General features: G+C 70.6%; 18 protein-coding genes and 1 pseudogene. 12 read left to right on the top strand and 7 right to left on the bottom strand.

Annotated features, from left to right (window positions below; all coding sequences use genetic code 11):
* The first annotated feature begins 240 nt into the window (after positions 1 to 240).
* The 4 genes from ACZ45E_RS38355 to ACZ45E_RS38340 all read left to right on the top strand — a co-directional run bounded on the left by ACZ45E_RS38355 (position 241) and on the right by ACZ45E_RS38340 (position 6022).
* Positions 241 to 1713, top strand: coding sequence for an aldehyde dehydrogenase family protein (locus ACZ45E_RS38355; RefSeq protein WP_468230734.1), 1473 nt, complete (start codon positions 241 to 243; stop codon positions 1711 to 1713).
* Between the two features lie 41 nt (positions 1714 to 1754).
* Positions 1755 to 3323 (top strand): GMC family oxidoreductase, encoded by a 1569-nt coding sequence (locus ACZ45E_RS38350; RefSeq protein WP_468230731.1) that lies wholly within the window; start codon positions 1755 to 1757, stop codon positions 3321 to 3323.
* Positions 3320 to 4768 carry an APC family permease gene (locus tag ACZ45E_RS38345; RefSeq protein WP_468230729.1) on the top strand — a complete coding sequence of 483 codons (1449 nt, stop codon included), beginning with the start codon at positions 3320 to 3322 and terminating at the stop codon, positions 4766 to 4768. Before ACZ45E_RS38350 ends, ACZ45E_RS38345 begins: the two co-directional genes overlap by 4 nt.
* 138 nt (positions 4769 to 4906) lie before the next feature.
* Positions 4907 to 6022, top strand: a complete 1116-nt coding sequence (locus tag ACZ45E_RS38340; RefSeq protein ID WP_468230727.1) for an acetate/propionate family kinase — start codon at positions 4907 to 4909, stop codon at positions 6020 to 6022.
* A 144-nt stretch (positions 6023 to 6166) separates the two neighbouring features.
* Here the strand turns inward: ACZ45E_RS38340 and ACZ45E_RS38335 are convergent, their stop codons facing one another.
* Entirely contained in the window at positions 6167 to 8818 is a 2652-nt protein-coding gene (locus ACZ45E_RS38335; protein ID WP_468230725.1) for an alpha-L-rhamnosidase-related protein, read from the bottom strand.
* A gap of 346 nt (positions 8819 to 9164) precedes the next feature.
* On the opposite strand from ACZ45E_RS38335, the gene ACZ45E_RS38330 reads away from it, so the two are divergent.
* On the top strand, positions 9165 to 10223 hold the full coding sequence (locus ACZ45E_RS38330) for a DUF998 domain-containing protein (RefSeq protein WP_468230723.1): 1059 nt from the start codon (positions 9165 to 9167) through the stop codon (positions 10221 to 10223).
* An 85-nt stretch (positions 10224 to 10308) separates the two neighbouring features.
* Positions 10309 to 11082 (top strand): trypsin-like serine peptidase, encoded by a 774-nt coding sequence (locus tag ACZ45E_RS38325; RefSeq protein ID WP_468230721.1) that lies wholly within the window; start codon positions 10309 to 10311, stop codon positions 11080 to 11082.
* A gap of 110 nt (positions 11083 to 11192) precedes the next feature.
* On the opposite strand, the gene recA is transcribed toward ACZ45E_RS38325, so the two are convergent.
* The gene (recA, locus tag ACZ45E_RS38320) at positions 11193 to 12269 is read right to left on the bottom strand and encodes a recombinase RecA (protein ID WP_468230718.1); all 1077 of its coding nucleotides are present in this window, start codon (positions 12267 to 12269) and stop codon (positions 11193 to 11195) included.
* Positions 12270 to 12733: 464 nt separating this feature from the next.
* Here recA and ACZ45E_RS38315 point away from each other — a divergent pair, with 464 nt between their 5' ends.
* The 3 genes from ACZ45E_RS38315 to ACZ45E_RS38305 all read left to right on the top strand — a co-directional run bounded on the left by ACZ45E_RS38315 (position 12734) and on the right by ACZ45E_RS38305 (position 14443).
* Positions 12734 to 13141 (top strand): NUDIX hydrolase, encoded by a 408-nt coding sequence (locus tag ACZ45E_RS38315; protein ID WP_468230716.1) that lies wholly within the window; start codon positions 12734 to 12736, stop codon positions 13139 to 13141.
* A gap of 173 nt (positions 13142 to 13314) precedes the next feature.
* Positions 13315 to 13701: a DUF6083 domain-containing protein gene (locus tag ACZ45E_RS38310; protein ID WP_468230712.1), complete on the top strand. Its 387-nt coding sequence runs from the start codon at positions 13315 to 13317 to the stop codon at positions 13699 to 13701.
* 391 nt (positions 13702 to 14092) lie between these two features.
* On the top strand, positions 14093 to 14443 hold the full coding sequence (locus ACZ45E_RS38305; protein WP_468230709.1) for an HflX-like GTP-binding protein: 351 nt from the start codon (positions 14093 to 14095) through the stop codon (positions 14441 to 14443).
* A 652-nt stretch (positions 14444 to 15095) separates the two neighbouring features.
* On the opposite strand, the gene ACZ45E_RS38300 is transcribed toward ACZ45E_RS38305, so the two are convergent.
* A complete protein-coding gene (locus ACZ45E_RS38300) occupies positions 15096 to 16358 on the bottom strand; it encodes an FAD-dependent monooxygenase (protein WP_468230707.1) in 1263 nt (420 codons plus the stop codon).
* Between the two features lie 74 nt (positions 16359 to 16432).
* Here ACZ45E_RS38300 and ACZ45E_RS38295 point away from each other — a divergent pair, with 74 nt between their 5' ends.
* Positions 16433 to 17011 carry a TetR/AcrR family transcriptional regulator C-terminal domain-containing protein gene (locus ACZ45E_RS38295; protein WP_468230740.1) on the top strand — a complete coding sequence of 193 codons (579 nt, stop codon included), beginning with the start codon at positions 16433 to 16435 and terminating at the stop codon, positions 17009 to 17011.
* A gap of 119 nt (positions 17012 to 17130) precedes the next feature.
* On the opposite strand, the gene ACZ45E_RS38290 is transcribed toward ACZ45E_RS38295, so the two are convergent.
* Positions 17131 to 17493, bottom strand: coding sequence for a winged helix-turn-helix transcriptional regulator (locus ACZ45E_RS38290; protein ID WP_468230705.1), 363 nt, complete (start codon positions 17491 to 17493; stop codon positions 17131 to 17133).
* A gap of 96 nt (positions 17494 to 17589) precedes the next feature.
* Here ACZ45E_RS38290 and ACZ45E_RS38285 point away from each other — a divergent pair, with 96 nt between their 5' ends.
* Entirely contained in the window at positions 17590 to 18471 is an 882-nt protein-coding gene (locus tag ACZ45E_RS38285) for an NAD(P)-dependent oxidoreductase (protein ID WP_468230702.1), read from the top strand.
* A 404-nt stretch (positions 18472 to 18875) separates the two neighbouring features.
* On the opposite strand, the gene ACZ45E_RS38280 is transcribed toward ACZ45E_RS38285, so the two are convergent.
* The gene (locus ACZ45E_RS38280) at positions 18876 to 19496 is read right to left on the bottom strand and encodes a TetR/AcrR family transcriptional regulator (protein WP_468230699.1); all 621 of its coding nucleotides are present in this window, start codon (positions 19494 to 19496) and stop codon (positions 18876 to 18878) included.
* Between the two features lie 38 nt (positions 19497 to 19534).
* Positions 19535 to 21352 carry an AMP-dependent synthetase/ligase gene (locus ACZ45E_RS38275; protein ID WP_468230696.1) on the bottom strand — a complete coding sequence of 606 codons (1818 nt, stop codon included), beginning with the start codon at positions 21350 to 21352 and terminating at the stop codon, positions 19535 to 19537.
* Between the two features lie 193 nt (positions 21353 to 21545).
* Here ACZ45E_RS38275 and ACZ45E_RS38270 point away from each other — a divergent pair.
* Positions 21546 to 21761 (top strand): annotated as a pseudogene (locus ACZ45E_RS38270) (hypothetical protein); the annotation flags it as partial.
* Here the strand turns inward: ACZ45E_RS38270 and ACZ45E_RS38265 are convergent.
* Positions 21752 to 22387 (bottom strand): TetR/AcrR family transcriptional regulator, encoded by a 636-nt coding sequence (locus tag ACZ45E_RS38265; RefSeq protein ID WP_468230693.1) that lies wholly within the window; start codon positions 22385 to 22387, stop codon positions 21752 to 21754. The pseudogene ACZ45E_RS38270 and the gene ACZ45E_RS38265 overlap by 10 nt on opposite strands.
* Between the last annotated feature and the right edge of the window lie 31 nt (positions 22388 to 22418).

Below are 22418 nucleotides of genomic sequence, written 5' to 3'. Positions count from 1 at the left end.
CTCCACACCTACAATCACCACCGCGGACACACCGCACTCGCAGGCAAACCACCCGCCAGCCGCGTCCCCAACCTCACAGGGCAATACACCTAGCCCAACCAGGTCACATCTCCGCCCAACGTCTGTCCGGCCGGTGCGCCGCATGCCCGCGGCGCGCCGATCGGACGATGTTGGAGACCGGTGTGCGGCCGCCGGTGGGTCACCTCGGCGCCGGCAGGTACGCGAGCGAGGGAGCCCACGATGCCGGAACTGTTCGTCGACGGGGAGTGGACCGGTGCCGTCCAGGGTGCGCGGCGGGACGTGGTCAACCCGTTCGACGCCTCCGTCATCCAGCAGGTCGACGACGCGGACGCGGCCGACGTGGACCTTGCCGTGGCCGCCGCGCGCCGGGCCTTCGACCGCGGCGCGTGGCCGGGGGCACCGACCCGCGAGCGCGCCGACGTCCTGCACACGGTGGCCCGCTTGCTGCTGCGGGACCAGGAGGAGATGGCCCGCATCGAGAGCCTCGACACCGGCAAGACGCTCGCCGAGGCGCGTATCGACATCGAGGACGTCTCGAACGCCTTCCGCTACTTCGCCGAGATCGCCGACAAGGACGGCGGCCGGGTCGTGGACGTCGGCCCCGACGTGCTGAGCCGGGTCACCTACCACCCCGTCGGGGTCTGCGCGCTCATCGCACCCTGGAACTACCCCCTGCTGCAAGCCTCATGGAAGGTCGCGCCCGCGCTGGCCGCGGGCAACACGTTCGTACTCAAACCCAGTGAGACGACCCCGCTCTCCACGATCCACATGATCCGGCTGATCGCGGAGGCGGGCGCGCCCGCCGGGGTCGCCAACCTCGTGCTCGGCCCCGGCGCCACCGTCGGCGCGGCCATGTCGGCCCACCCCGATGTCGACCTGGTCTCCTTCACCGGCGGCCTGGCCACCGGGCGGCGGATCATGGAGGCGTGCGCGCCGGGTGTGAAGAACCTGGCGCTGGAGCTCGGCGGAAAGAACCCCAACGTCGTCTTCGCCGACTGCGACTTCGACGCCGCCGTCGACCACGCCCTCGAAGCCTCGTTCCTCCACTCGGGCCAGGTGTGCTCGGCCGGCTCCCGGCTGCTCGTCGAGGACTCCCTGCACGACCGGTTCGTGGAACGGCTGGCCGCCCGCGCCCGGACCATCCGGCTCGGCAACGGCCTCGACCCGGCGACGGAGAGCGGCCCGCTCAGCTCGGCCGAGCACCGGGCGAAGGTCGAGGGGTACCTGGAGGTCGCCCGGGAGGAGGGTGCCCGCCTGGTGTGCGGCGGGCGCCGGCCGGACGAGCCCGAGCTCTCCCGCGGCTTCTTCCTGCTGCCCACGGTCTACGCCGACTGCGACCGCTCCATGCGCATCGTGCGGGAAGAGGTGTTCGGGCCGGTGGTCACCGTCGAACGTTTCCGCGACGGGGACGAGGAGCAGGCCGTGGATCTGGCCAACGACACCCGCTACGGCCTGGCCGGCGGCGTCTGGACCAGCGACGCGAGCCGCGCCCAGCGCGTCGCGGCCGGACTGCGCCACGGCACCGTCTGGATCAACGACTTCCACCCCTACGTGCCCCAGGCCGAATGGGGCGGCTTCGGCCGCTCCGGGTTCGGCCGCGAGCTCGGCCCCACCGGCCTGCGCGAGTACCAGGAGGCCAAGCACATCTACCAGAACCTGCGGCCGGCCCCCTCCGGCTGGTTCAAGGGCTGACACAGGTTCCGAACGGGGCACGGCGAGAGAACGGGCGAGGCATGGACGACGAGACGACGACGTACGACTACGTGATCATCGGCGGCGGGACCGCCGGATCCGTACTGGCGGCACGGCTGAGCGAGGACCCCGCCTGCCGGGTCTGCGTGGTGGAGGGCGGCCCCAGCGATGTCGGCGACGACCGCATCCTGAAGCTCCGCAACTGGATCAACCTGCTCGGCTCCGAGTTCGACTACGGCTACACCACCGAGGAGCAGCCGCGCGGCAACTCGCACATCCTGCACTCCCGGGCCCGCGTCCTCGGCGGCTGCTCCTCGCACAACACGCTCATCAGCTTCCTGCCGTTCCCGCAGGACCTCGACGAGTGGGTGGAGCGGGGCTGCGCCGGCTGGGGACCGGAGACGATCCTGCCGTACCGGGCGCGGCTGCAGAACACGATCGTGCCGGTGGGCGCCGCCGACCGCAACGCCATCGCCCAGGACTTCGTCACGGCCGCGGCCACCCGGCTCGGCGTCCCCGTCGTCGAGGACTTCAACGCCCGCCCCTTCACCGACGGCGCCGGCTTCTTCTCCCTCGCCTACGACCCCGCCACGAACAACCGCTCCTCCGCCTCGGTCGCGTACCTGCATCCCGTGCTCGACCGGCCCAACCTGACGCTGCGTCTGGAGACGTGGGCCTACAAGCTGTTGCCCGACAGCGAGGGCCGCTTCACCCGCGTCCAGGTCCGCAACCCCGACGGCTCCCTGTCGACGCTGGAGGCCGACGCGGAGGTGCTGCTCTGCGCCGGCGCCATCGACACCCCGCGGCTGCTCATGCTCTCCGGCATCGGCCCCGCCGGCCAACTGCGCGACCTGGGCATCGAGGTCCGCGCGGACCTGCCCGGCATCGGCGAGAACCTCCTCGACCACCCCGAGTCGGTGATCGTGTGGGAGACCCGCGGCCCGCTGCCGCCCAACTCGGCGATGGACTCCGACGCGGGCCTCTTCGTCCGCCGCGACAGCGCGGGCGGCCCGCGCCCCGACCTGATGTTCCACTTCTACCAGGTGCCGTTCACCGTCAACACCGAGCGCCTCGGCTACCCCGTCCCCGAGCACGGCGTCTGTATGACCCCGAACGTGCCGCGCGCCCGTTCCGTCGGGCGCATGTGGCTGCGGAGCGCCGACCCGTCCGTCAAACCGGCCCTGGACTTCCGCTACTTCACCGACCCGGAGGGCCATGACGAGCGCACGATCGTCGACGGCCTGCGGATCGCGCGGGAAGTGGCCGCGACCGCCCCGCTCGACGAGTGGCTGCTGCGCGAGGTCGCGCCCGGCCCGGACGTGACCTCCGACGCCGACCTGTCCGAGTACGGACGCCGCGCCGCCCACACCGTCTACCATCCGGCGGGCACCTGCCGGATGGGAGCGGAGGACGACCCCATGGCGGTCGTCGATCCCGAGCTGCGCCTGCGCGGACACGACGGTCTGCGCATCGTGGACGCCTCGATCTTCCCGACCATGCCGTCCATCAACCCCATGGTCACCGTCCTGCTCGCCGCCGAACGCGCGGCGGATCTCATCACCGCCCGGCCGGCCCCGCGGCCCCCCACGACGGACGGGCAGCTCCGATGACCGTTCCCGCGACCCCGGACGGCACCGCGGAGGCCGACTCCGAGTTCCGCAAGGACATGGGCCCCTGGGCCAACTTCGCCCTCGGCTTCACCTACCTCTCGCCGGTTGTCAGCACCTACACCCTCTTCGGTACCGCCCTCGCCTCGGGCGGCCCCCCGATGATCTGGGCGTTCGTCATGGCGGGCTGCGGGCAGTTCCTCGTCGCCCTGGTCTTCGGCGAGGTCGTCGCGCAGTACCCGGTCGCGGGCGGCGTCTACCCGTGGGCGCGGCGGCTGTGGGGCAAGCGCTGGGCGTGGATGACCGGCTGGATCTACATGTGGGCGCTGCTCGTGACCATCACCAGCGTCGCGTACGGCGCCGGACCCTACATCGCCATGCTGCTGGGCTTTCGCCCCACCGTGCACACCACCGTGTTGTGCACGGTCGCCCTCATCGTCATCGCCGTGCTCATCAACTACGCCGGTACGAAGGCCCTTTCGTGGGCCGCGCTGATCGGCTTCGGCGCGGAGCTGATCGGCGCCCTCGTCGTCGGCGTCATCCTGCTCCTCACCCACCGCTTCCACGGCCTCGGCGTCCTCTTCGACGACTTCGGCACCGCCGGCGACGGCTCCTACCTGCCCGTCTTCCTCGGCGCCGCCATCATCGGCTTCTACCAGTACTACGGGTTCGAGGCCTGCGGGGACGTCGCCGAGGAGGTGAAGCACCCCGGCAAGGTGATCCCCAAGGCGATGCGCCGCACCATCTACGTCGGCGGGGCGGCGGCCACCTTCACCTGTCTCACGCTGCTCCTCGCCGTCACCGACTATCGGGCCGTGATCTCCGGCAAGGACCCCGACCCGGTCGTCAGGATCCTCTTCGACGCACTGGGCGAGGCCGGCGCGCGCATCGTCATGGCCGTCGTCCTCATCTCCTTCCTGTCCTGCACGATCAGTCTGCAGGCCGCCGCGGGCCGGCTCATCTACTCCTACGCCCGCGACGAAATGATCATCGGTCACCGGCTGCTGCGGAAGTTCTCGCCGTCGCGCGCGGTGCCCCAGTACGCGCTGCTGGTCGCCGCCGTCGTCCCGACCCTGATCGCCTTCGGCTCCCTGATCTCGGCGGACGCCCTCACCAAGATCGTCTCCTTCGCGATCCTCGGCATCTACACGGCCTTCCAGATGGTCGTCCTGGCCGCCCTGCGAGCCCGCCTCAAGGGCTGGCGGCCGAGCGGCGAGTACCGCCTCGGCCGGTGGGGCCTGCTGGTCAACGCGGGGGCGCTGGCCTACGGGATCTTCGCCATCGTCAACATCGCCTGGCCCCGCACCCCCGAAGCCGCCTGGTTCGACAACTGGATCGTGCTCCTCAGCGGCGGCGTCGTGGTCGCCGTGGGCCTCCTGTACATGGTCGGCACGCACCACTACGGCCGCGGCGACGCCCCCGCCGACAGCGCGGTGCCCGACCACTAGCGCCGCCCGCGGATCCCGCGCCGGGCCGTTCGTTTCCCGCGCGGCCGCACCGGGTACTCCGGTGCGGCGGCACCCGCGCCCCGCCCACGACGTGACGCCCGGCGCGGTGTGCTTACCGGACCCGCAGGAAGGATCAATGTGCGCGCACAGAGCAACGGCCCGGTCCTGGTGGCCGACGCCGGGTCGTCGAGTCTGCGTCTGACCGTGTTCGGTGACGACGGGGAGACCCTCGCCGAGCACCGCAGCGACGCTCCGCCCGGAGAGGACTCCTCGACTCCGCTGCGGCGGCTGCTGGACGAGGCGCCCGCTCCGGTGGCCGTCGGGCACCGCATCGTCCACGGCGGACCCGAACTGCGCGGCCACGCCCGGGTCGACGACAAGGTCCGGGCCCTGCTGGACGAGGCGGCCGGCCTCGCGCCGTTGCACGTCCCGCCGGCCCTCACCGTTCTGGACGCGGCCAGGGAGCTGCTGCCCGACATCCCGCACGTCGCCTGCTTCGACACCGTCTTCCACAGCGAACTGCCCGCCGCCGCACGGGAGTACGCGGTGCCCGCCGCGTGGCGCGAGGAGTACGGGCTGCGCCGCTACGGCTTCCACGGACTCTCCTACGCGTGGGCGCTGGACCGGGCCGCCGGACTCCTCGGCCGCGGCCCCGGAGAGCTCCACCTGGTGATCGCGCACCTCGGCGGCGGCTGCTCCGCCTGCGCCGTGCGGGACGGGCGCAGCGTCGACACGACGATGGGGTTCACACCGCTGGAGGGGCTGGTGATGAGCCACCGCAGCGGCACCGTCGACCCGGGCGCCCTGACGTGGCTGCAGACCCGGCACGCCCTGACGGCCCACGACATCGAGGACGCGCTGAACCACCGGTCCGGACTGCTCGCCCTCTCCGGCACCTCGGACGACACCCGTGAGCTCGTCCGCAGCCGGGCGGCGGGGGACGAGCGGGCCGCACTCGCCCTGGACGTCTTCACCCACCGCTGCCGGAGCGGCATCGCCGCGATGGCCGCGTCCCTGGACCGCGTCGACGCCCTGGTCTTCACCGGGGAGATCGGCGAGGACCAGCCCGAGGTACGCGAGGAGGTATGCGCCCGGCTGCCCGCACTGGGCCTCACGGGCGGCCTCCGGCCGGTGGTCGCCGAACGCCCCGAGATCGTCAGCGAACCGGGCGCCCGGGTCCCGGTCCTCGTCGTACCCACCGGAGAGGCGGAGCAGATCGACCGGGAGACCCGAGCGGTGCTGCGCCGCGGTTGACCGGCGCACGCGGCCACCGGCCGAGGACGGCCCTCGCGGCACCGCCGCGCGCCAGGCCGTGCGGCGGACCGGCGGCCGAGCCCCGGAAGGACCCGAGCCGCTTCGGGCGGTACGGGACAAGGAGCCCGGCCCCGGCCGCCGCAATCAGCCGATCGGTACGGCCGTGAAGGTGTGGGTCCCCTCGCCGAGGGAGGTCACGGTGGCCCGTCCGGCCTCGATCCGCACGGTGCGGGAGGTCGCACGCCGCCCGTCCCACAGCACGCGCCGGCCCTGCCGCACGACCAGCCGCCCGGGCGCACCGGGCAGGGCCACCGACCCCCGCGTCCCGCCGGGCACCCGCACCGTCAGCGAGAAACCGGAGCCCGAGGCGCGCCACTCCACACCCAACGGGCCGTGCGGCGTGGGCAGTTGTCCCTGGGCCCACTCCACGTCACCGGGGTTCGGCCGCACCTGCCAGGTGGCGTAACCGGGGGAGAGGGGGAGGGCGCCGAGGAGCTGATGGGTGAGCGCGGGCAGCACGCCGGTCGACCAGCCGTGCGCCATGCTCGTGTACGCGTCCTCGTACAGCGAGCCGCCCGGGCCGATGCCCTCCCAGTGCGTGATGCCGGGATCGTGGCGGTCCATCCAGCCGTAGGTGCGCCGGATCTGGTCCAGTGCGGAGTCGGCTCGCCCCGTCTCGAAGCGGGCGACGATCTCCGGGTACGACGTGAAGGCGTACACCCGCTGCGAGGCACCGTCGAAGATCGTGTCGTTGTCCATGAAGGCATTGCCGTACGGCTGTCGCGTGGTGGCGTCGAGGTGGGCGAGGGCCGATGCGGCCCGTTCGGCGCCGGCGACCTGTGCGGTCACGGCGATCGCGTTGCCGTCCTGGGCGTGGCGTACCGGACCCGTCGAGGAGTCCAGGTAGGCGCCCGCCTTCGCGTCCCACAGATGCGTGTCGACCGCGTCGGCGACCTGTCCGGCCCGCTTCTCCCAGCGCTCCGCGTCGTCCGCGTGCCCCAGCCAGCGCGCGAGGCGGGCGGCGTCCCGGAGCGCCTGGACGTAGTTGACGTTGTAGTACGTGATGCGCCCGGTGCGGTTCAGGAAGGCGTAGTCCCCGTACCCGCCCGTGCCGTTCAGGCCCTTGCTCAGCAGCCCCGCGTCGTCCGTGACGCTCGGGTACCAGGTGTCGAGCACCTTCACCAGGTTCGGGTAGTAGCGCGTGGCGTAGGCGCGGTCGCCTGTGTAGAGCACGTAGTCCCAGCTGCACGTCACCCACCACAGCGGATAGTCGAACAGCGGAAGCGTGTACCGGTTGATCGAGGCCGGTGGTATCCAGCCGTCGGCGCGCTGGTGCTCGGCCAGGTCGGCGAGGACGTTGCGGGAGGCGGCCGCCGCGTCGTCGTGCGTGAGGTAGAGGGTGCGCGCCGACACCGCGAGGTCGCCGACGTAGGGGTCGCGGTCGCGCTTCGGGCCGTCGTGCAGGACCAGCCGCCCCTCCAGTGAGGCGCTCCAGGCGTCGCGTGGGTCGACGTCGTCGCGGCGGAAGGTGTCGGTGACGAGCTCATTGGTGTACGAGGCGCCGTACCAGTAGCGGTTGAGGTCGTCGTCGGAGCAGAGGAACCAGCCGCGGTAGGTGCTCGGTGTGCCGAGGTAGGCGGTGAACTCCAGGCTCACGCAGTCCACTTCGACCGTGCCCCAGGGCCGGGCGGCCGGCGCGTCCGACGCCAGCGCGTCCAGCGTGATCTTGAGATAGCGGAAGCCGTGCAGCCCGTCCGCGAAGACCTTCTCCCCGGCCTGGAAACCCTTGTGGTCCAGCCAGTCGGCGCCGCGCGCGGGCACCGCGAACTGGTCCGTGCCCCGACTCGCCCCGCCCGCCTGGTCGTTGCGGGTGAAGTCGCTGCGGTCGGTGAGGAACTGCCTGGTCTCGGAGAACGCGACGCGCACACCGGGGGAGTTGTCCGAGGCGCCGGCGAACCGGATGCGCGGATGGCCGACGACGACCTTGCCGAAGTCGACGGTGACACTGGGCGGTTCGACGGCTTCGACCGCCTCCGGCCACACTTCGTTGATACGGGTGAACGCGCCGCTCGGGGTGTCCTCCACCCCCGTCACCGTGATGCGGACCCTGGAGGCCAGGAGCGGGACGGCGAACGGCACCGCACACTGGATGACATCGTTGTCGGAGCGCGCGGCGGCCCGCTGCCACGCACCGTCGTGCCACACGTCGACCGTGAAGTCGGTCGGTACGCCGTCGCGGTGGGAGACGACGGTGATGCCGGTCAGCTCCCGCGCGGCGGGCAGCGTCACGGTGAGGGTGTCGGGAAAGGCGCCCTGCGTGTCGTCGTTCCAGAACGTGTCCGGGTCCCCGTCCACGGCGTGGGAGGCGTCGTACGTGCGGGGCCGCCCGTCGCTCCCGTTGTTGCCGGGGTGGGTGGAGGACGCCTCGGCCGTCGTTCCCTCGGGCCAGCGGGGAGCGGGATCGGGCTCCGGCCTGCGCAGGACCGTCACGGGACCGCCCGGCTTCAGCAGCGCCTCGGGCCGGGAGACGTCACCGGTGGAGGCGAGGGTGCGGACCGGGCGCACGGTGCGGGAGGCCGGCGCCTGGACGTACCGCTGCCAGCCGGTTCCGGCACGCGGCGGTGCGGCGGCGGGGTGCGAAGGGGCGGCGGGCCCGGCCGTCGTCGTCGCGGACGCGGGGTCCGCGCCGGCGAGTCCGGCCGCGGACAGCGCCACGGCCGCCGATCCGGCGGCGAGGACGGTGCGCCGGGCGGGACCGGTCTCGGGGACGTTCGCGTACGGGTGGCTCGATGTCATGGCGGCTCACTCTTCGGCGGTGTCGGCAAGGGGTGGCCAGGGGCCGAAGCGCTGGGTGAAACGATTCATTCCCGCTGGTCGGGGCGACGTTATCCCCAGGCACCCCTCCTCGTACAGAGGTGAGAACGCCCTTCGTGCGCCCCGGCCTCGACTTCGGTCACGCCACGGAAGCTTTTGGGTGCGCCGCTCCCGCCTTTGGGCGCGCCGCTCCCGCCCCTGGGCGCGCGACTCCAGTCTTTGGGTGCGCCACTCCAACCTTTGGGCGTACCACTCCAGCCTTTGGGTGCGCCGCTCCTGGCCGGTCGGCGGATGCCCGCCGGTGACCTCGTCCGTAGCGTCGGACGGTATGAGACACGCATCGCCCGCCGTGGGGCTGTTCCTCCTCTCTCCGGTCGTCGGAGAGTTGCTGCTCGGCGCGACGTCGAGCGACATGCTGGGGCAGCTACCGATCGTGGCGTTGCTGTACGGGGGCGGCGCCCTGCTGATCCGCGAGACCGTCCGGCGCGCCGGGCGGGGGTGGTGTTCGATCCTCCTGCTGGGCGCGGCGTACGCGCTGGTGGAGGAGGGGCTCCTGGACCAGATGCTGTTCAACGCGGACTACTCCGGCAACTACGACATGGTCTCGGTGACGCATCTGCCGTTCCTCGGCGTCGGTGCGTACGGACTGCTCTCGGTACTGGCCGTGCACGCGGTGTGGAGCGTGACCGTGCCGATCGCACTCATGGAGGCGCTGGTACCGGGCCGGGCGCGAGAGCCGTGGCTGGGCCGCACCGGTCTCACCGTCACCGCGGTGCTCTTCGCCCTCGGGGCCGTGATCGTCGGCTGGGGCAGCTACGACGACTCCCACTTCATGGCCCCCTGGCCGCGTCTGGCCGGCACGGCCGTGGTGGTGGTCCTGCTCGTGGCCGCCGCGTTCCGGATCCGGCGTCCGGCGCCCGGCCGGGCCGCCCGCGGTGCGCCCCGCCCGCTGCTCGCGGGCGCGGCGGCGTTCGTCGTGACCAGCGGGTTCTGGCTGGTGCTTCAGGCGAGCTGGTGGGGTGTGGCGGCGTCGCTCGCCGTCGCCGTCGTCGCTCTGGCCGTCGGGATCTCCTGGTCGCGCGGGCCCGGCTGGGGCCCGCCGCAGGTGTTCGCACTCGCCGCCGGGGCCACGCTCACGTACACGTGGATCGGCTTCGGGCAGACCCCCGACGTCGGCTCCGACGGCACCGTCAACCTGGTCGGCCATGTCGTCCTCGCGGTTGCCGGCGTGGCGCTGCTGTACGTCGCCGGGCGACGGGTGCGCGCGTACGAGTATTCGATCGGGGCGACGGGTCCCGCTCCCGCTCCCGCTCCTGCTCCTGCTCCCGCTCCTGCTCCGCGGGGCGCGGGGCGGCGGCGCCCGGCTCGGGGGTCACACGGCTCGTAGGACGCCCGCAACCGGCCCCGGGGCTCCGGCCGATTCCCGCGACGCCGCTCTTACGTAATCGCACGATCCTCATTAGCATCCGACGATGCGTCGGATCCCCGCAGTTCTCGCCGGACTCTGTCTCGGCCTCGCGGTACTCCAGCCCGCGGCACATGCCGACGGTCCCGAAGTGCCCTCGGCGCACTCGGTGGAGACGGTGCCGGCGACCGGGGCCCTCTTCTACCCGAGTGTCCTGGGTGCGGTTCCCCGGCTCGGCGGACCGCACTTCTGCTCGGCGGGCGTGGTCGACTCGCCGGCGCGCGACCTCCTGGTGACAGCGGCCCACTGCGTCTTCGGCAATGGGGCGACCATCGAGTTCGCGCCCCTGCTGCATGACAGTGAACTCCCCGGCGGCGTCTGGCCGGTGACCGGCATCTACGTCGATCCCGCCTGGAAGAAGTCCTTCGACCCGCGCCACGACGTCGCCTTCCTCCGGGTCGCGCCGCGCGGCGGCAAGAAGATCGAGGACGTGGTGCCGGGCGTACCGCTCGGCACGCCGCGCGCGCAGGAGCCGGTCACGGTCGGCGGCTATCCGATGGGCAGCCGCGGCCGCCCGCTCACCTGTACCGCCCCGCTCGAACAGGTCGACGACTACCCGGCCATCCACTGCACCGGCTTCGGCAACGGGACCAGCGGCGGTCCCTGGGTGCAGAACGACCGGCTGGTCGGGGTGATCGGCGGCCTCGAACAGGGCGGCTGTGCGCCGGACGTGGAGTACAGCACCCCCTTCGGCGACGACGCCCGGGCGCTCCTGGCGCGCGCGGCCGCGGGCGGCAAGAGCGATCTGGCCCCGATCGCCTTCACCGCGAACGCCTGCTGAGCCTCCGGGACGGGACGGCCCGGCCCGGCCGGGGGGTTGGGCGCCGTGTTGTGTGCGGGATGCGCCACACGAAGCCGGAAGCCTGGCTCCGCCCCGGCCGCGCCCGCCGGTCAGGAGGTGTTTCCCGCCGAGCTCCGTGCGGCATCAGGGACCGGGACGGCTCCCGGGTCCTCGGTGACCGCGGCCTTCGCCGGTACTCCGATCCCGAGCTTGTCGAGGATCTTCTTCTCGATCTCGTCGGCCAGGTCGGGGTTGTCCTTGAGGGAGTTGCGCGCGTTCTCCTTGCCCTGGCCGAGCTGGTCGCCCTCGTACGTGTACCAGGCACCGGCCTTGCGGACGAAGCCGTGGTCGACGCCCATGTCGATCAGGCCACCTTCGCGGGAGATGCCCTGGCCGTAGAGGATGTCGAACTCGGCCTGCTTGAAGGGCGGCGCGACCTTGTTCTTGACGACCTTGACGCGGGTGCGGTTGCCGACCGCGTCGGTGCCGTCCTTCAGGGTCTCGATGCGGCGGATGTCGAGCCGCACCGACGCGTAGAACTTCAGGGCCCGGCCACCGGTCGTGGTCTCCGGCGAGCCGAACATCACGCCGATCTTCTCGCGGAGCTGGTTGATGAAGATCACGGTGGTCTTCGTCTGGCTCAGCGCGCTGGTGATCTTGCGGAGGGCCTGGCTCATCAGGCGGGCCTGGAGACCCATGTGGGAGTCGCCCATCTCGCCCTCGATCTCCGCGCGCGGCACCAGGGCCGCGACGGAGTCGATCACGATCAGGTCGATCGCGCCGGAGCGGATCAGGACATCGGCGATCTCCAGAGCCTGCTCGCCGTTGTCCGGCTGGGACAGGATGAGGTTGTCGATGTCGACGCCGAGCTTCTTGGCGTACTCGGGGTCGAGGGCGTGCTCGGCGTCGATGAACGCCACCGAGCCGCCGGCCTTCTGCGCGTTCGCCACCGCGTGCAGCGTCAGCGTCGTCTTGCCGGAGGACTCAGGACCGTACACCTCCACCACGCGGCCGCGGGGCAGACCGCCCACGCCGAGCGCCACGTCCAGCGCGGTGGATCCGGTAGGGATCACCTCGATGGGCTCGTGGGGCCGCTCACCGAGGCGCATGACGGCGCCCCGGCCGAATTTCCGCTCGATCTGTGCGAGCGCGGTGTCCAGCGCCTTTTCGTGGTCGGTTCCTGCCATGAGCTGTCACCCGGTCCGATGGTGTGGCACGCGGCACGTCGGAGGACGTGAGCGTCTACTGCCGACAGCGGACGTCTCGGAGGCCCTAGTAAACGAACACCCGATCGATTTTCGTGTCCCCTGAAAGGTACCAAACCGAGGGGGAGCGGGACGGGTCGCGCGCCGGATCGCTCCGTACGGTTTCGCCGTCGTGGTGTCCGTGCGCTGCCGCAGAGGGACGCTGCATCGGAGAAGCGGCCCCCGGACCGCCGATCCGTGCCCTTCGACCCGGCCGGCCCCGGATCCGGTCCGGGTCGACGGCAAGCGACTCTCCGGTGGGGGTCGGTCCGGAATTGGTGCGGGCCGCGTCGAGGAGTCCAGCCGCGGCGAAGGCTCGACACCCGTCGACCGGCTTGCGGGGGGGTTCATGCCCGGCATGATGGTCCTCGGTAGCCCGTTGCGCGCGGTGAACGGCGTTTCTCGAGATGGAGATTGTGGTGTCGGAGCGGCTGATCGCGGGTGCGGTGGTGGCCGTCGAGGGCCGTGTCCTCCTGATTCGCCGCCGGGTGCCGGAGGGCGCCCTTGTCTGGCAGTTCCCGGCGGGCAAAGTCGACGGGGGCGAGACGCCGTCGGAGGCTGCCGCGCGGGAAGCCCGCGAGGAGGCCGGGGTCGTCGTCGAACCGCTGACGGTGATCGGCGAGCGTGTACATCCGGCGACAGGCAGGCGGGTGGTGTACGTGGCATGCCTGTGGCTCTCGGGTGAGGCGCGGGCGGCATCGCCGCTGGAGGTCGTGGAGGCGGCGTGGGTGCCCTTCGGCGAGCTGCCGGAGTGGATTCCGGGCGGGGTGTATGGGCCGGTGTGGGAGCACCTGACAGGGCTGGCGCTCCCCTGAAACCAGCGGGGCGTTCCGCTGTCCACAGCGCCTGTCCGGCCGCTCCTGCCGCGCCGGGTGGGGCTGTAGGCGTACCGATCCGCCTCCTCTGCCGTGTGGCCGCTGTCGCGCCTCGGGGGTCCCGTCTGATTCGTGCGGTGCCGTCAGGTCCGGTCGGCCTGCACGCTCGCGGTATGGGGTCTGTCGAGGGGGCGCGGCGTCTTGGTCGCGAGCAGTTGTTCACGTGCGTGTATTGCGGGTTGCCGCAGGAGCGGGTGCCGACAGTCGATCACGATTGGGTGATGTTGGAGCCGGAGATGCGTCCGCCGGCGCATCTGGTGCCGGCGCAGCATCGGTGGATCGAGACGTCGGACGGCAAGGTGGCCTTGTACGAGGTGTGCCCGGTGGACGGGGTGCAGCGCTGCCGGGTCGCGCATGTGCTGGCCTGTCCGGCGCAGGAGTTGCCGGATCTGTGGCCGTGGCTGACGACGGTGCGGCTGGAGAACGGGCGGCGGGCGGACCGGCAGCGGGACGTGCCGCCCCTTCCGCCCGGGGATGAGCAGCTGCCGGACGTGGGATAGGTCTACCGCTGCCTCTTGTGCTTGTCGGGGGCCCTGCTGCGTCGCCGGTCGGCCATCCAGTCGCCGAACGCCGTTCTGCGCGCGCCTCTCCAGTGGGGGATGATCCGGCAGGACAGCGTGGCGACTCGCCCCAGTTCGAACCGGTGCTGGAGAGGGTCCGCGTGCCCCGCATCGGAGCGGGCCGGCCACGCGTCCGCCCCCACCGCGTGCGGGCCGACTACGACAGCTCTGAGCTTGCTCGCCAAGCCCGGTCAGAGAGAAACCCGGTATCACTGCAGGCAACAAGGCATCTAGCCTGTGGCGCATGCATCAGTCTCGAAGGCGCGACCGGCGCCTGGCTCGCCGCGTGCCCTCGGAGCCGGCTCGGCGCCGGACGTTCCGACTCACGGCCGTGGGCGCTGATGTAGTCCTGGTGGGTTACTTCTCTGCGAAGCAGAAGGACTTCGAAACGCTCATGGCGTCGGCAGCCAGAGAACTGGCAGCGCGCGGCGCTCGGGTCGTCGTGCAGATTGTGCAACGGCGAGGCGTCTCGGCCGGCGGGGTCCAGAAGATGGGTCTGCCCTACTCCTCGCGGACTCTGCTGAGCCACGGGAAAGTCCGTGAAGTAGCTCAGGCCTGTGACCAGGCCAACGCTGCCGCAGTGATCTTTGTTGCCTCCTTGACCGAGCGCCAGCAGCGCACGCTGACACGCATGCTTGGCCGCCCCGCTGTGAGTCTCTTCAGCGTTCTTGCTGCCAACTGACAGTTCACTCGAAGCGGGCTTTCGATACACGCCCTAACGTCAGTCGCCGTTGAAGACGAGATACCGGTGGGTTTTGCCCTCGACTTGAGCGGTCAGCGCAAGGATCTCGTGCACCGCCTCGGCTTCTTCGGCGGCCGACTCGTTCGCCAAGGCCCGTCTGCTCGACAGTTGGTTCCGCCGAAGCATTTATAGAGGTCAGCGCCATTCGTTGACGGCTGCGATCAGCACGGTTGCTTCGTAGCGGACGGCGAGTTCGCCGTACCGTGTGGCGACGGCCCGGTGGCGCTTGCGCCGGTTGATCCGGCACTCGACGGTGTGCCGCTGCTTGTAGTCGTCCTTGTCGAACGCCGGCGGCCGCCCGCCACGCGGTCCACGCTTGAGACAGTCACGGACCCGGTCCGCCGGGACCGGGATGGTGGCCTTGATCCCGCGTCTGCGCAGGTAACAGTGGAGTCGACGTTCACGTCGGTAGGGACCGCCTCCTCGTGAGCACGGGGTCCTGCGGAGATGGCGTCCTCCGCGCGCGATGAACAGTGCGCGAGGGTACGGATCATGAGCAGCCGGCCGGAGTGGGATGCCATCGGGGGTCGCTCCGCGTAACGCAGGCTCGCAGTGACACGCTCTGGTGCGCCCGGTGATCCAGACGCAGCCGCTAGACGGCGACCGGGACGGGGTGTGCCGGGAGCTGCCAGTCGCCGCCGCGGTCCTCCTTGGAGAACCGTGCGACCAGGTCGGGGATGCGGAAGAAGCAGGCCAGGGCGGTGGCCGTCTGGAAGGCGCTGATCGCGTGCTGGTGCATGGGCATGCCGACGCGGAGCAGGCGGGGGTTGAGCTCGGCCTGGATCTCGTTGACGAAGGGCCGCAGGACGCGGTCGTAGTTCGCCAGGGCGGTGGGGAGATCGTCGGGGTGCCGGTTGATCTCCCCGGCCAGGACGTAGGCGCCGACCAGACCGCCGGCGACGCCCATGCCGCTGTAGGGAGACGCGCAGTGCGCGGCGTCGCCGACCAGGACCACGCGGCCCTTGGACCAGGTATCGGTGCGGACCTGGGCGATCTCCTGGGAGTAGAAGAACGGGCTCCTCTTCATGCCCTCCACGAAGCGCTCGGTCTGCCAGCCCGCGTCAGAGAAGCGGTCGGCCCAGAACTTCTGCTGCTGCTCTACGGGTGCGCGGTGGATCGCGGAGGCTTCCGCCGACTCCTCGCGCATCACGAAGTACACCTGCGTCTCGGTCGCGTTGTGGCTGCGCCGCATGATCTGTCGGCCGCCCGGAACCATGTAGGTGTCGCGGATGTTGCTGTCGGAGGCGATGCGCGGGACGAACCAGTAGGCCATGTGGATGCCGACGCGCCAGTACGGGTCGAAGCCCTCGGGCAGGAGCGTCCGCCGGACGTGTGAGCCCTGTCCGTCCGCGCCGATCAGCAGGTCGTACTCCGCTGAAGTGCCGTCGGAGAAGCGGGCGGTGACGTGGCGCTCGTCCTGGTCGAAACCGTCGACGCTCTTGCCGAAGATGTACTCGGTGTCGTCCTTGGTCGCGTCGTGGAGGATGCGCACCAGGTCGCCGCGCATGATCTCGTACTCCGAGGTGAGGGTCTGCCTTCCTTCGCCGGACGTGTTCGCCATGATCGTCGCCTTCGGCTTTCCGCGGGAATCGACGAACGCGACGCCCGCCTCGTCCACCAGTCGACCGCGCACGGTCTCCAGCAGGCCCATGCGCTCGACCGCCTCGATGCCCTGCCCGCGCAGGTCGACCTGGGCTCCCGAGGCGCGCAGCGTCGAGAAGCGTTCGGCGACCTTCACCTCGTGACCGCCGCGGGTGAGCCAGAAGGCCAGCGCCTGTCCGGCGACACCGCCACCGGCGACAAGAACCCGCAGAGCACGCTTCGTGCTCTTGTTCGGCATGGCATCCACGGGCATCCACCCCAAAATCTATCGGTGATTGATTCCTTTTCAGAGTCTTCTATCACCGATAGAATGTCAACGTGACCAAGATGAACCGCGAGACCGTCGTCACCGAGGCGCTGGACCTGCTCGACGAAGTGGGCCTGGAAAACGTCAGCACCAGGCGGCTGGCGAAGCGGCTCGGCGTCGAGCAGCCGTCGCTCTACTACCACTTCCGGACCAAGAGGGACCTCCTGGCGGCCATGGCGGCGGCCGCCATGGCCCCTCATGCCACCGCACCGCTCCCGACGCCCGAGGACGACTGGCGCGAGTGGTTCCTGGAGAACTCGCGCAGCTTCCGGCGCACCCTGCTGCGCCGCCGCGACGGCGCCCGCCTCCACGCAGGCAGCGCCCCGACCGGTGACCTGGACCGGATCCGGCGCAAGATGCACTTCCTCGTCGCCTCCGGAGTGCCTGAGAAGGACGCGCAGATGGCGATGCTGGCCGCCGGCCGGTACACGGTCGGCTGCGTGCTGGAGGAGCAGGCGGACACGGGCCCGACGGGGGACCTGCCGGCCGATGTCCCGGTCCTCGATCACGAAGCGGCGTTCGAGGCGGGCCTTGAGCTCGTCCTTGGCGGCCTCCTGCGACATACGGATTCCACGCTCCAGCCGGAACCCGAACGCTGATCACGGCAGCGCCACCGGGGGTAGCCACTCGATACGACGAACTCGCCGTCCGCTACGAAGCCACCGTGCTGGTCGCGGCCATCAACGAGCGGCTGGGACCAGCGCGTTCACAACTGACCCTAGCCCGGCTTCTCCTCCAGCCCTTGAATGGTCGGCCGCTCGCGACCCCAGGCGGCCAGCGGCTGGAGTGCGTCGTTGAGGCGCTTACCGTCCTCGGTCAGCGAGTACTCGACGCGGGGCGGCACCTCGTCGTAGGAGACGCGGTGCACGACACCGTCCGCTTCCAGCTCACGCAGGTGAGAGGCAAGCACCTTCTCGGTGATCCCCGGAAGCAGTCGACGCAGCTCGCCGAAGCGACGGCAGGGGTGCTCGTGGAGCGCCCAGAGGATCAGCACTTTCCACTTGCCGCCGATCACCTCCATCGCGGTGTCGATCCCGCAGACGTGTCCCTCTGGTGTGCCCGGCCGGTTCAGCGTTGTCATGCCCCACCCTTGCGACGTGCTCGCTCACCTCGGGGTAACCACCCACTACCAAGTGCGTACTTGATCACCCCCGGACTTGTGACCAGCCTAATCGCCATGGCACACACCACTGTTGAGAAGACTCCCGTCACGCTGCTCGGCCTCGGCGCGATGGGCACCGCGCTGGCCCGCACCTGGCTTGCCGCCGGCCACCCGCTCACCGTCTGGAACCGCACCCCGGCCCGCGCCGCGGCACTCGCCGCCGAGGGTGCGAGAGTCGCGGACACCGCCGCCGAGGCGGTCGCGGCGAACACCCTGGTCGTCGTCTGCCTGCTGAACGACACCTCGGTCGACGAGGTGCTCACCGGCACCGACCTGACCGACAAGGACCTGATCAACCTGACCACCAGCACCCCCGCCCAGGCCCGCGCCCGCGCCGAATGGGCCCGCGAACGCGGCGCCCGCTACCTGGACGGCGGCATCATGGCCGTTCCGCCAATGATCGGAATCCCGGAAGCCGGCGGCTACGTCTTCTACAGCGGCTCCCCAGAGCTGTTCGAGCGGCACCAGCAGACCCTGGGCATCCCGGCCGGCACCACCTACGTCGGCGAGGACGCGGGATTCGCGGCCCTGCACGACGTGGCCCTGCTCAGCGCCATGTACGGAATGTTCGCCGGGGCCGCGCACGCCTTCGCCCTGATCCGCAAGGAGGACATCGACCCCACGGCGCTCGCCCCGCTGCTCGCAGACTGGCTCGTCGCGATGGCCCCGGCAGTTCACCAGACCGCCGACCAGTTGCGGAGCGGCGACTACACGAAGGGGGTCGTCTCCAACCTCGCCATGCAGGTGGCCGGCACACCGACCTTCCTGAGCACCGCCGAGCAGCAGGGGGTCAGCCCGGAACTGCTCAGCCCCTACTTCGAGCTGATGCGGCGCCGCCTGGCCGAGGGCAGCGGCGAGGAGGACCTGACGGGAGTGATCGACCTGCTGGTGCACTGACCGGCCACTTGCAATGGTCCGGAACTTGGTTCGGCGGTGCCGGTCCAGGCCGTGCTGCGGCTGCAGTGTGAGCGAGCGGGACCGGCCGGGGATGGACGGTTGACGGCCCGGACGCTGCTGTCCGGGCAGGCCTCGACGGTGCCACGGCACGGTCCAGTTCGGGGAGGACGCCGGAATCACCGTGGTGGGAGCCGTCCGCGCGGACGACCAGGGCGCGGCCCATGAGGTCCGCGGGGCCGCTGACGGTCCGTGCCACCGCCGTGGCCTCCCCTAGCGCCACGGTGCCGAGCACGTTCGCCAGGACCGGACGGGCGGGGTCGTCCGCCCGCACCGGCTTGATGGGACGTCGATGGTTCCGCCGCAGGGGCATTTCGCCGTAGGGGTGTTCTGCCGCAGAGGTGTTCTCACTCGTCCCGAAGGGCGGGGAAGACCGTCTCGACCAGGTGGAGCACGGTGCGGGTCAGCATCACGTGCAGGTCGCTGCGGCTGAGGGTGCCGCGCACCAGCCATTCGCGGGAGGCGGCCTTCAACATGCTGCTGTGGGCGCGGACCATCGCCCGGAGCTTCTGCCGGCCCTCGGTGACGTCCGCCATCATCGCCGCCTCGAGAACACGGTCGGTGGCGATCTCGTCGGCTTCGAGCATGATCTGGTCGATCTCGGGATCGTTGCCCAGCGCTTCCAGGCCGATCGCGGACAGCCACATCTCCCGGTTGCGTTCCACCACTTCGAGCCAGCGGTCGACGCAGATCGACACACGTTCCTCGGCCGTGGTCAAAGGGAGCCGCTCGGAGACGGAGGCCGGGATGACCATCATCTGCCGGACGACCTCCAGGTAGAGCTGCCGTTTGCTGCCGAAGTAGTGGCTGACAAGGGCACGCGCCACACCGGCCTCGGAGGCGATGTCCGCGATGGACACCGTGGTGTAGCTGTGGGCACCGAACAGTCTTCGTGCGACGGCGAGGATCTCGGCGCGCCGGGCGTCCGGCTCCATTCGGCGTCGCTGAGCCTCGCGCTGAACGCCCATGTGATCATTTCTCCTTCGTGGTCGCGGCCGTGTCTGTCCTACGGGTACATCGACTCGATCGCGGCGGCGTGCAGTTCGTCGATCGCGCGGCGCCGCAAGCTCAGTTTGGGCGTCAGCTCACCGCTCTCGGCGGTCCAGGGGCCGGCCAGGACGAGGTGCTTCTTCACCTGCTCCGCGCGGGAGAGCACCGCGTTGGCCTCGGCGACCGCCTCGTCCAGGGCCGACAGCACCACTGGGTCGCGGGTCAGCGCGTCCAGGTCGCACTCGTCGATACCGTTGGCCTCGGCCCAGATCGGAGCCGTGTGCTCGTCGAGCACCAGGAGGGCGGTGACATAGCGCCGCCGGTCACCGATCGCGACGGCCTGATCGACCAGTGGGTGCGCCCGCAGCAGGCTTTCGATCCTGGTCGGGGCGATGTTCTTGCCGGCGTCGGTGATGATGATTTCTTTCTTGCGGTCGGTGATGGTGACCAGCCCGCGTGAGTCGATCGTTCCGACGTCGCCGGTGGGCAGCCAGCCCTCGGCGTCGGTCGCGCTCTCGATGCGGCCGTCGGCCTGCAGGTAACCGAGGAACACGACAGGGCCGCGGACGAGGAGTTCACCGTCAGCGGCTTCCCGCACCTCGATGCCCGGTCCGGGCCGACCGACCGAGCCGAGCGCGAACACCTCGGGTGTGCTGACCGTCGCCGCGCCGGTGGTCTCGCTCAGTCCCCACACCTCGTACACCGGCAGTCCCACACTTGCCAGGAACTCCAGGACAGCGGTGGAAATCGGGGCCGCGCCGCTGAAGGCTCTGCGGCAGTCCTCGAGTCCGACGGCCTTTCGCAGGGGCCTCATCACCTGCTCGTCGAGCTGCTCCAGCGGCCCGGCGAGCTCGGCCGGTATGTCCTCGCCCTCGGAGCGAAGGCGATACACCTCAAGAGCGATCTTCTGGGCCTGTGCCACCGCCGCCATCTGCTGTTCGTCGAGTGTCGCCAGCCTCGCCCTCAGCCCGGTTGCGAGCTTCTCCCACACCCGGGGCACTCCGAAGAAGTTCTGTGGGCGCACCGTGAGCAGTGCGGGCAGGAGTTGGTCGGGCTCCGGGCAGATCGTGACGTGGCCCGCGTCGCAGATCGGCAGGTAGATCCCGAGCACCCGCTCGGCGATGTGTGCCATCGGCAGGTACGCGACCGACCTCGGATGCTCCGGGACGGGCACGAGGTGGTCATGCATCCGGGACTCGTGGATCACGTTGCGGTGCGAGAGCACCACGCCCTTGGGGTCACCGGTCGTGCCCGAGGTGTACACCAGGGCCAGCGGTTGGTCGGGGGTGACGGCGTCCGTGAGCGCCTCGAAGGCGGTGTCGTCGGGTGGTACCGCGCCGCGCACGGCGGCGTAGCTGACGAAACGCGGGTCGTCCGGCGGCGCGGCGTCCCAGTCGAGGACGACGACGGCGCGCAGATTCGGCTGATCCTCCAGGATCGGCTGCCAACGCTCCAGCTGCTCCTTGCCCTCCAGGACGAGGACGGTGGCCGCGCTGTGCCGGGCCATGGCCCCGATCTGTTCGGTGCTCAGCGTGTCGTACGTGCTGCACGGCAGGGCGCCGACATGGATCGCGGCCAGGTCGGTGACCCAGTGCTCGGCTCGCTTGGACATCGCGACGAGCATGCGGTCGTCCCGCTGGAGTCCCAGGGCCGTGAGACCGCGGGTGAGGGCAGCGACCTCCGCACGCAACTGCGACCACGACAGCGTTCCGGCATCCGGCCCGATGCCGGTGGTCAGCGCCGGACGCTCGCCGAACCGCTGGGCGTTGCGACGCAGCAGTGCCGGGATCGTCAACCCCTCGACGGGCTCGTACGGCTGCTCTGCTGTGGCCACGGCGGGCTCCCTCCATCACATGGGCGGATTCCTGAGCGGTCCTCACAGTGAACCGCTCTTGGCCTTGAGTCAACAGGTGTCACATCAAGGAACCGTGATTGCCAGCCTGGGGTGTCTTACTCCCGTCAACTCGGCATACTCCGTTGCCTTGTTGATGCCTGCACACGCTATTGAGGCAAAGCCAATAGACCCCTTACTTGTCTCCATGCCCGACGCCACCATCGGCTCCCTTCTGGGCATCGGCCTTCCCCCGTGGACCGGCGGGGTCCTGCAGTACATCAACGGCTACCCCGGCGGTCCCCACGGCTTCGTCCTCCGGGCCAGGGAGCTGGCCGAGCTGTACGGAGAGCGGTTCGTGCCGCCGGCATCCCTGGTGACGACGGCGGAGAAGGGCGAACGCTACGAGTGAGGCGAGTGCGGTGGACCGAGCATCGGGACGAGGAACTGCCGCGCCACCGCACGCACCTGCTCCTCGTCGTCGAGGTCGAGCACATGGCTGGGGATGATCAGGAACGACGCGGACACCCGGACCATCATCTCGGCCAGCATGCTCACCTCCACGTCGGCGGAGATGTTGCCGGCCGACTGTTCCTGGCGCAGCCGCGACGCGACGAATTGCTGCACCACACTCAGCGTGCGGCCCTCGTCACTGATCATCGACGGCACGAGGGCGTCCGGTTCGGCGGCGATGAGCCCGCCGATGAGAGCGTTGTGGCGAATGGCCCGCAATGAGCTCGCGAACCCCAGGACCACTCGGTCGGCGACGGTCTCGGCGCCCCGGATGTCCTCGATGAAACGGTCGAAGTAGCGCCGGAACTCGCGCCGTACGACCTGCTCGACCAATTGGTCCTTGGTGGCGAATCGACGGTAGACCGTGATCCGGGAGACACCGGCCAGTCGCGCCACGTCCGTCATGGTCGAGCGTTTGATGCCCATGCGGCAGAACTGCGCGTAGGCGGCGTCGAGCAGACGAGCCGACACCTCGTCGTCCTGGTCGGCACCGTCGACGGCCTCGGTGAACGCGATCTCCAACACGGACGGAGCCTCGGACGGCCGCCTGACAGTC

The organism is Streptomyces sp. NPDC030991 (genome assembly GCF_055571235.1).
The sequence above is the reverse complement of the archived record's forward strand: the minus strand, read 5'-3'. Positions and strand labels throughout refer to the sequence as shown.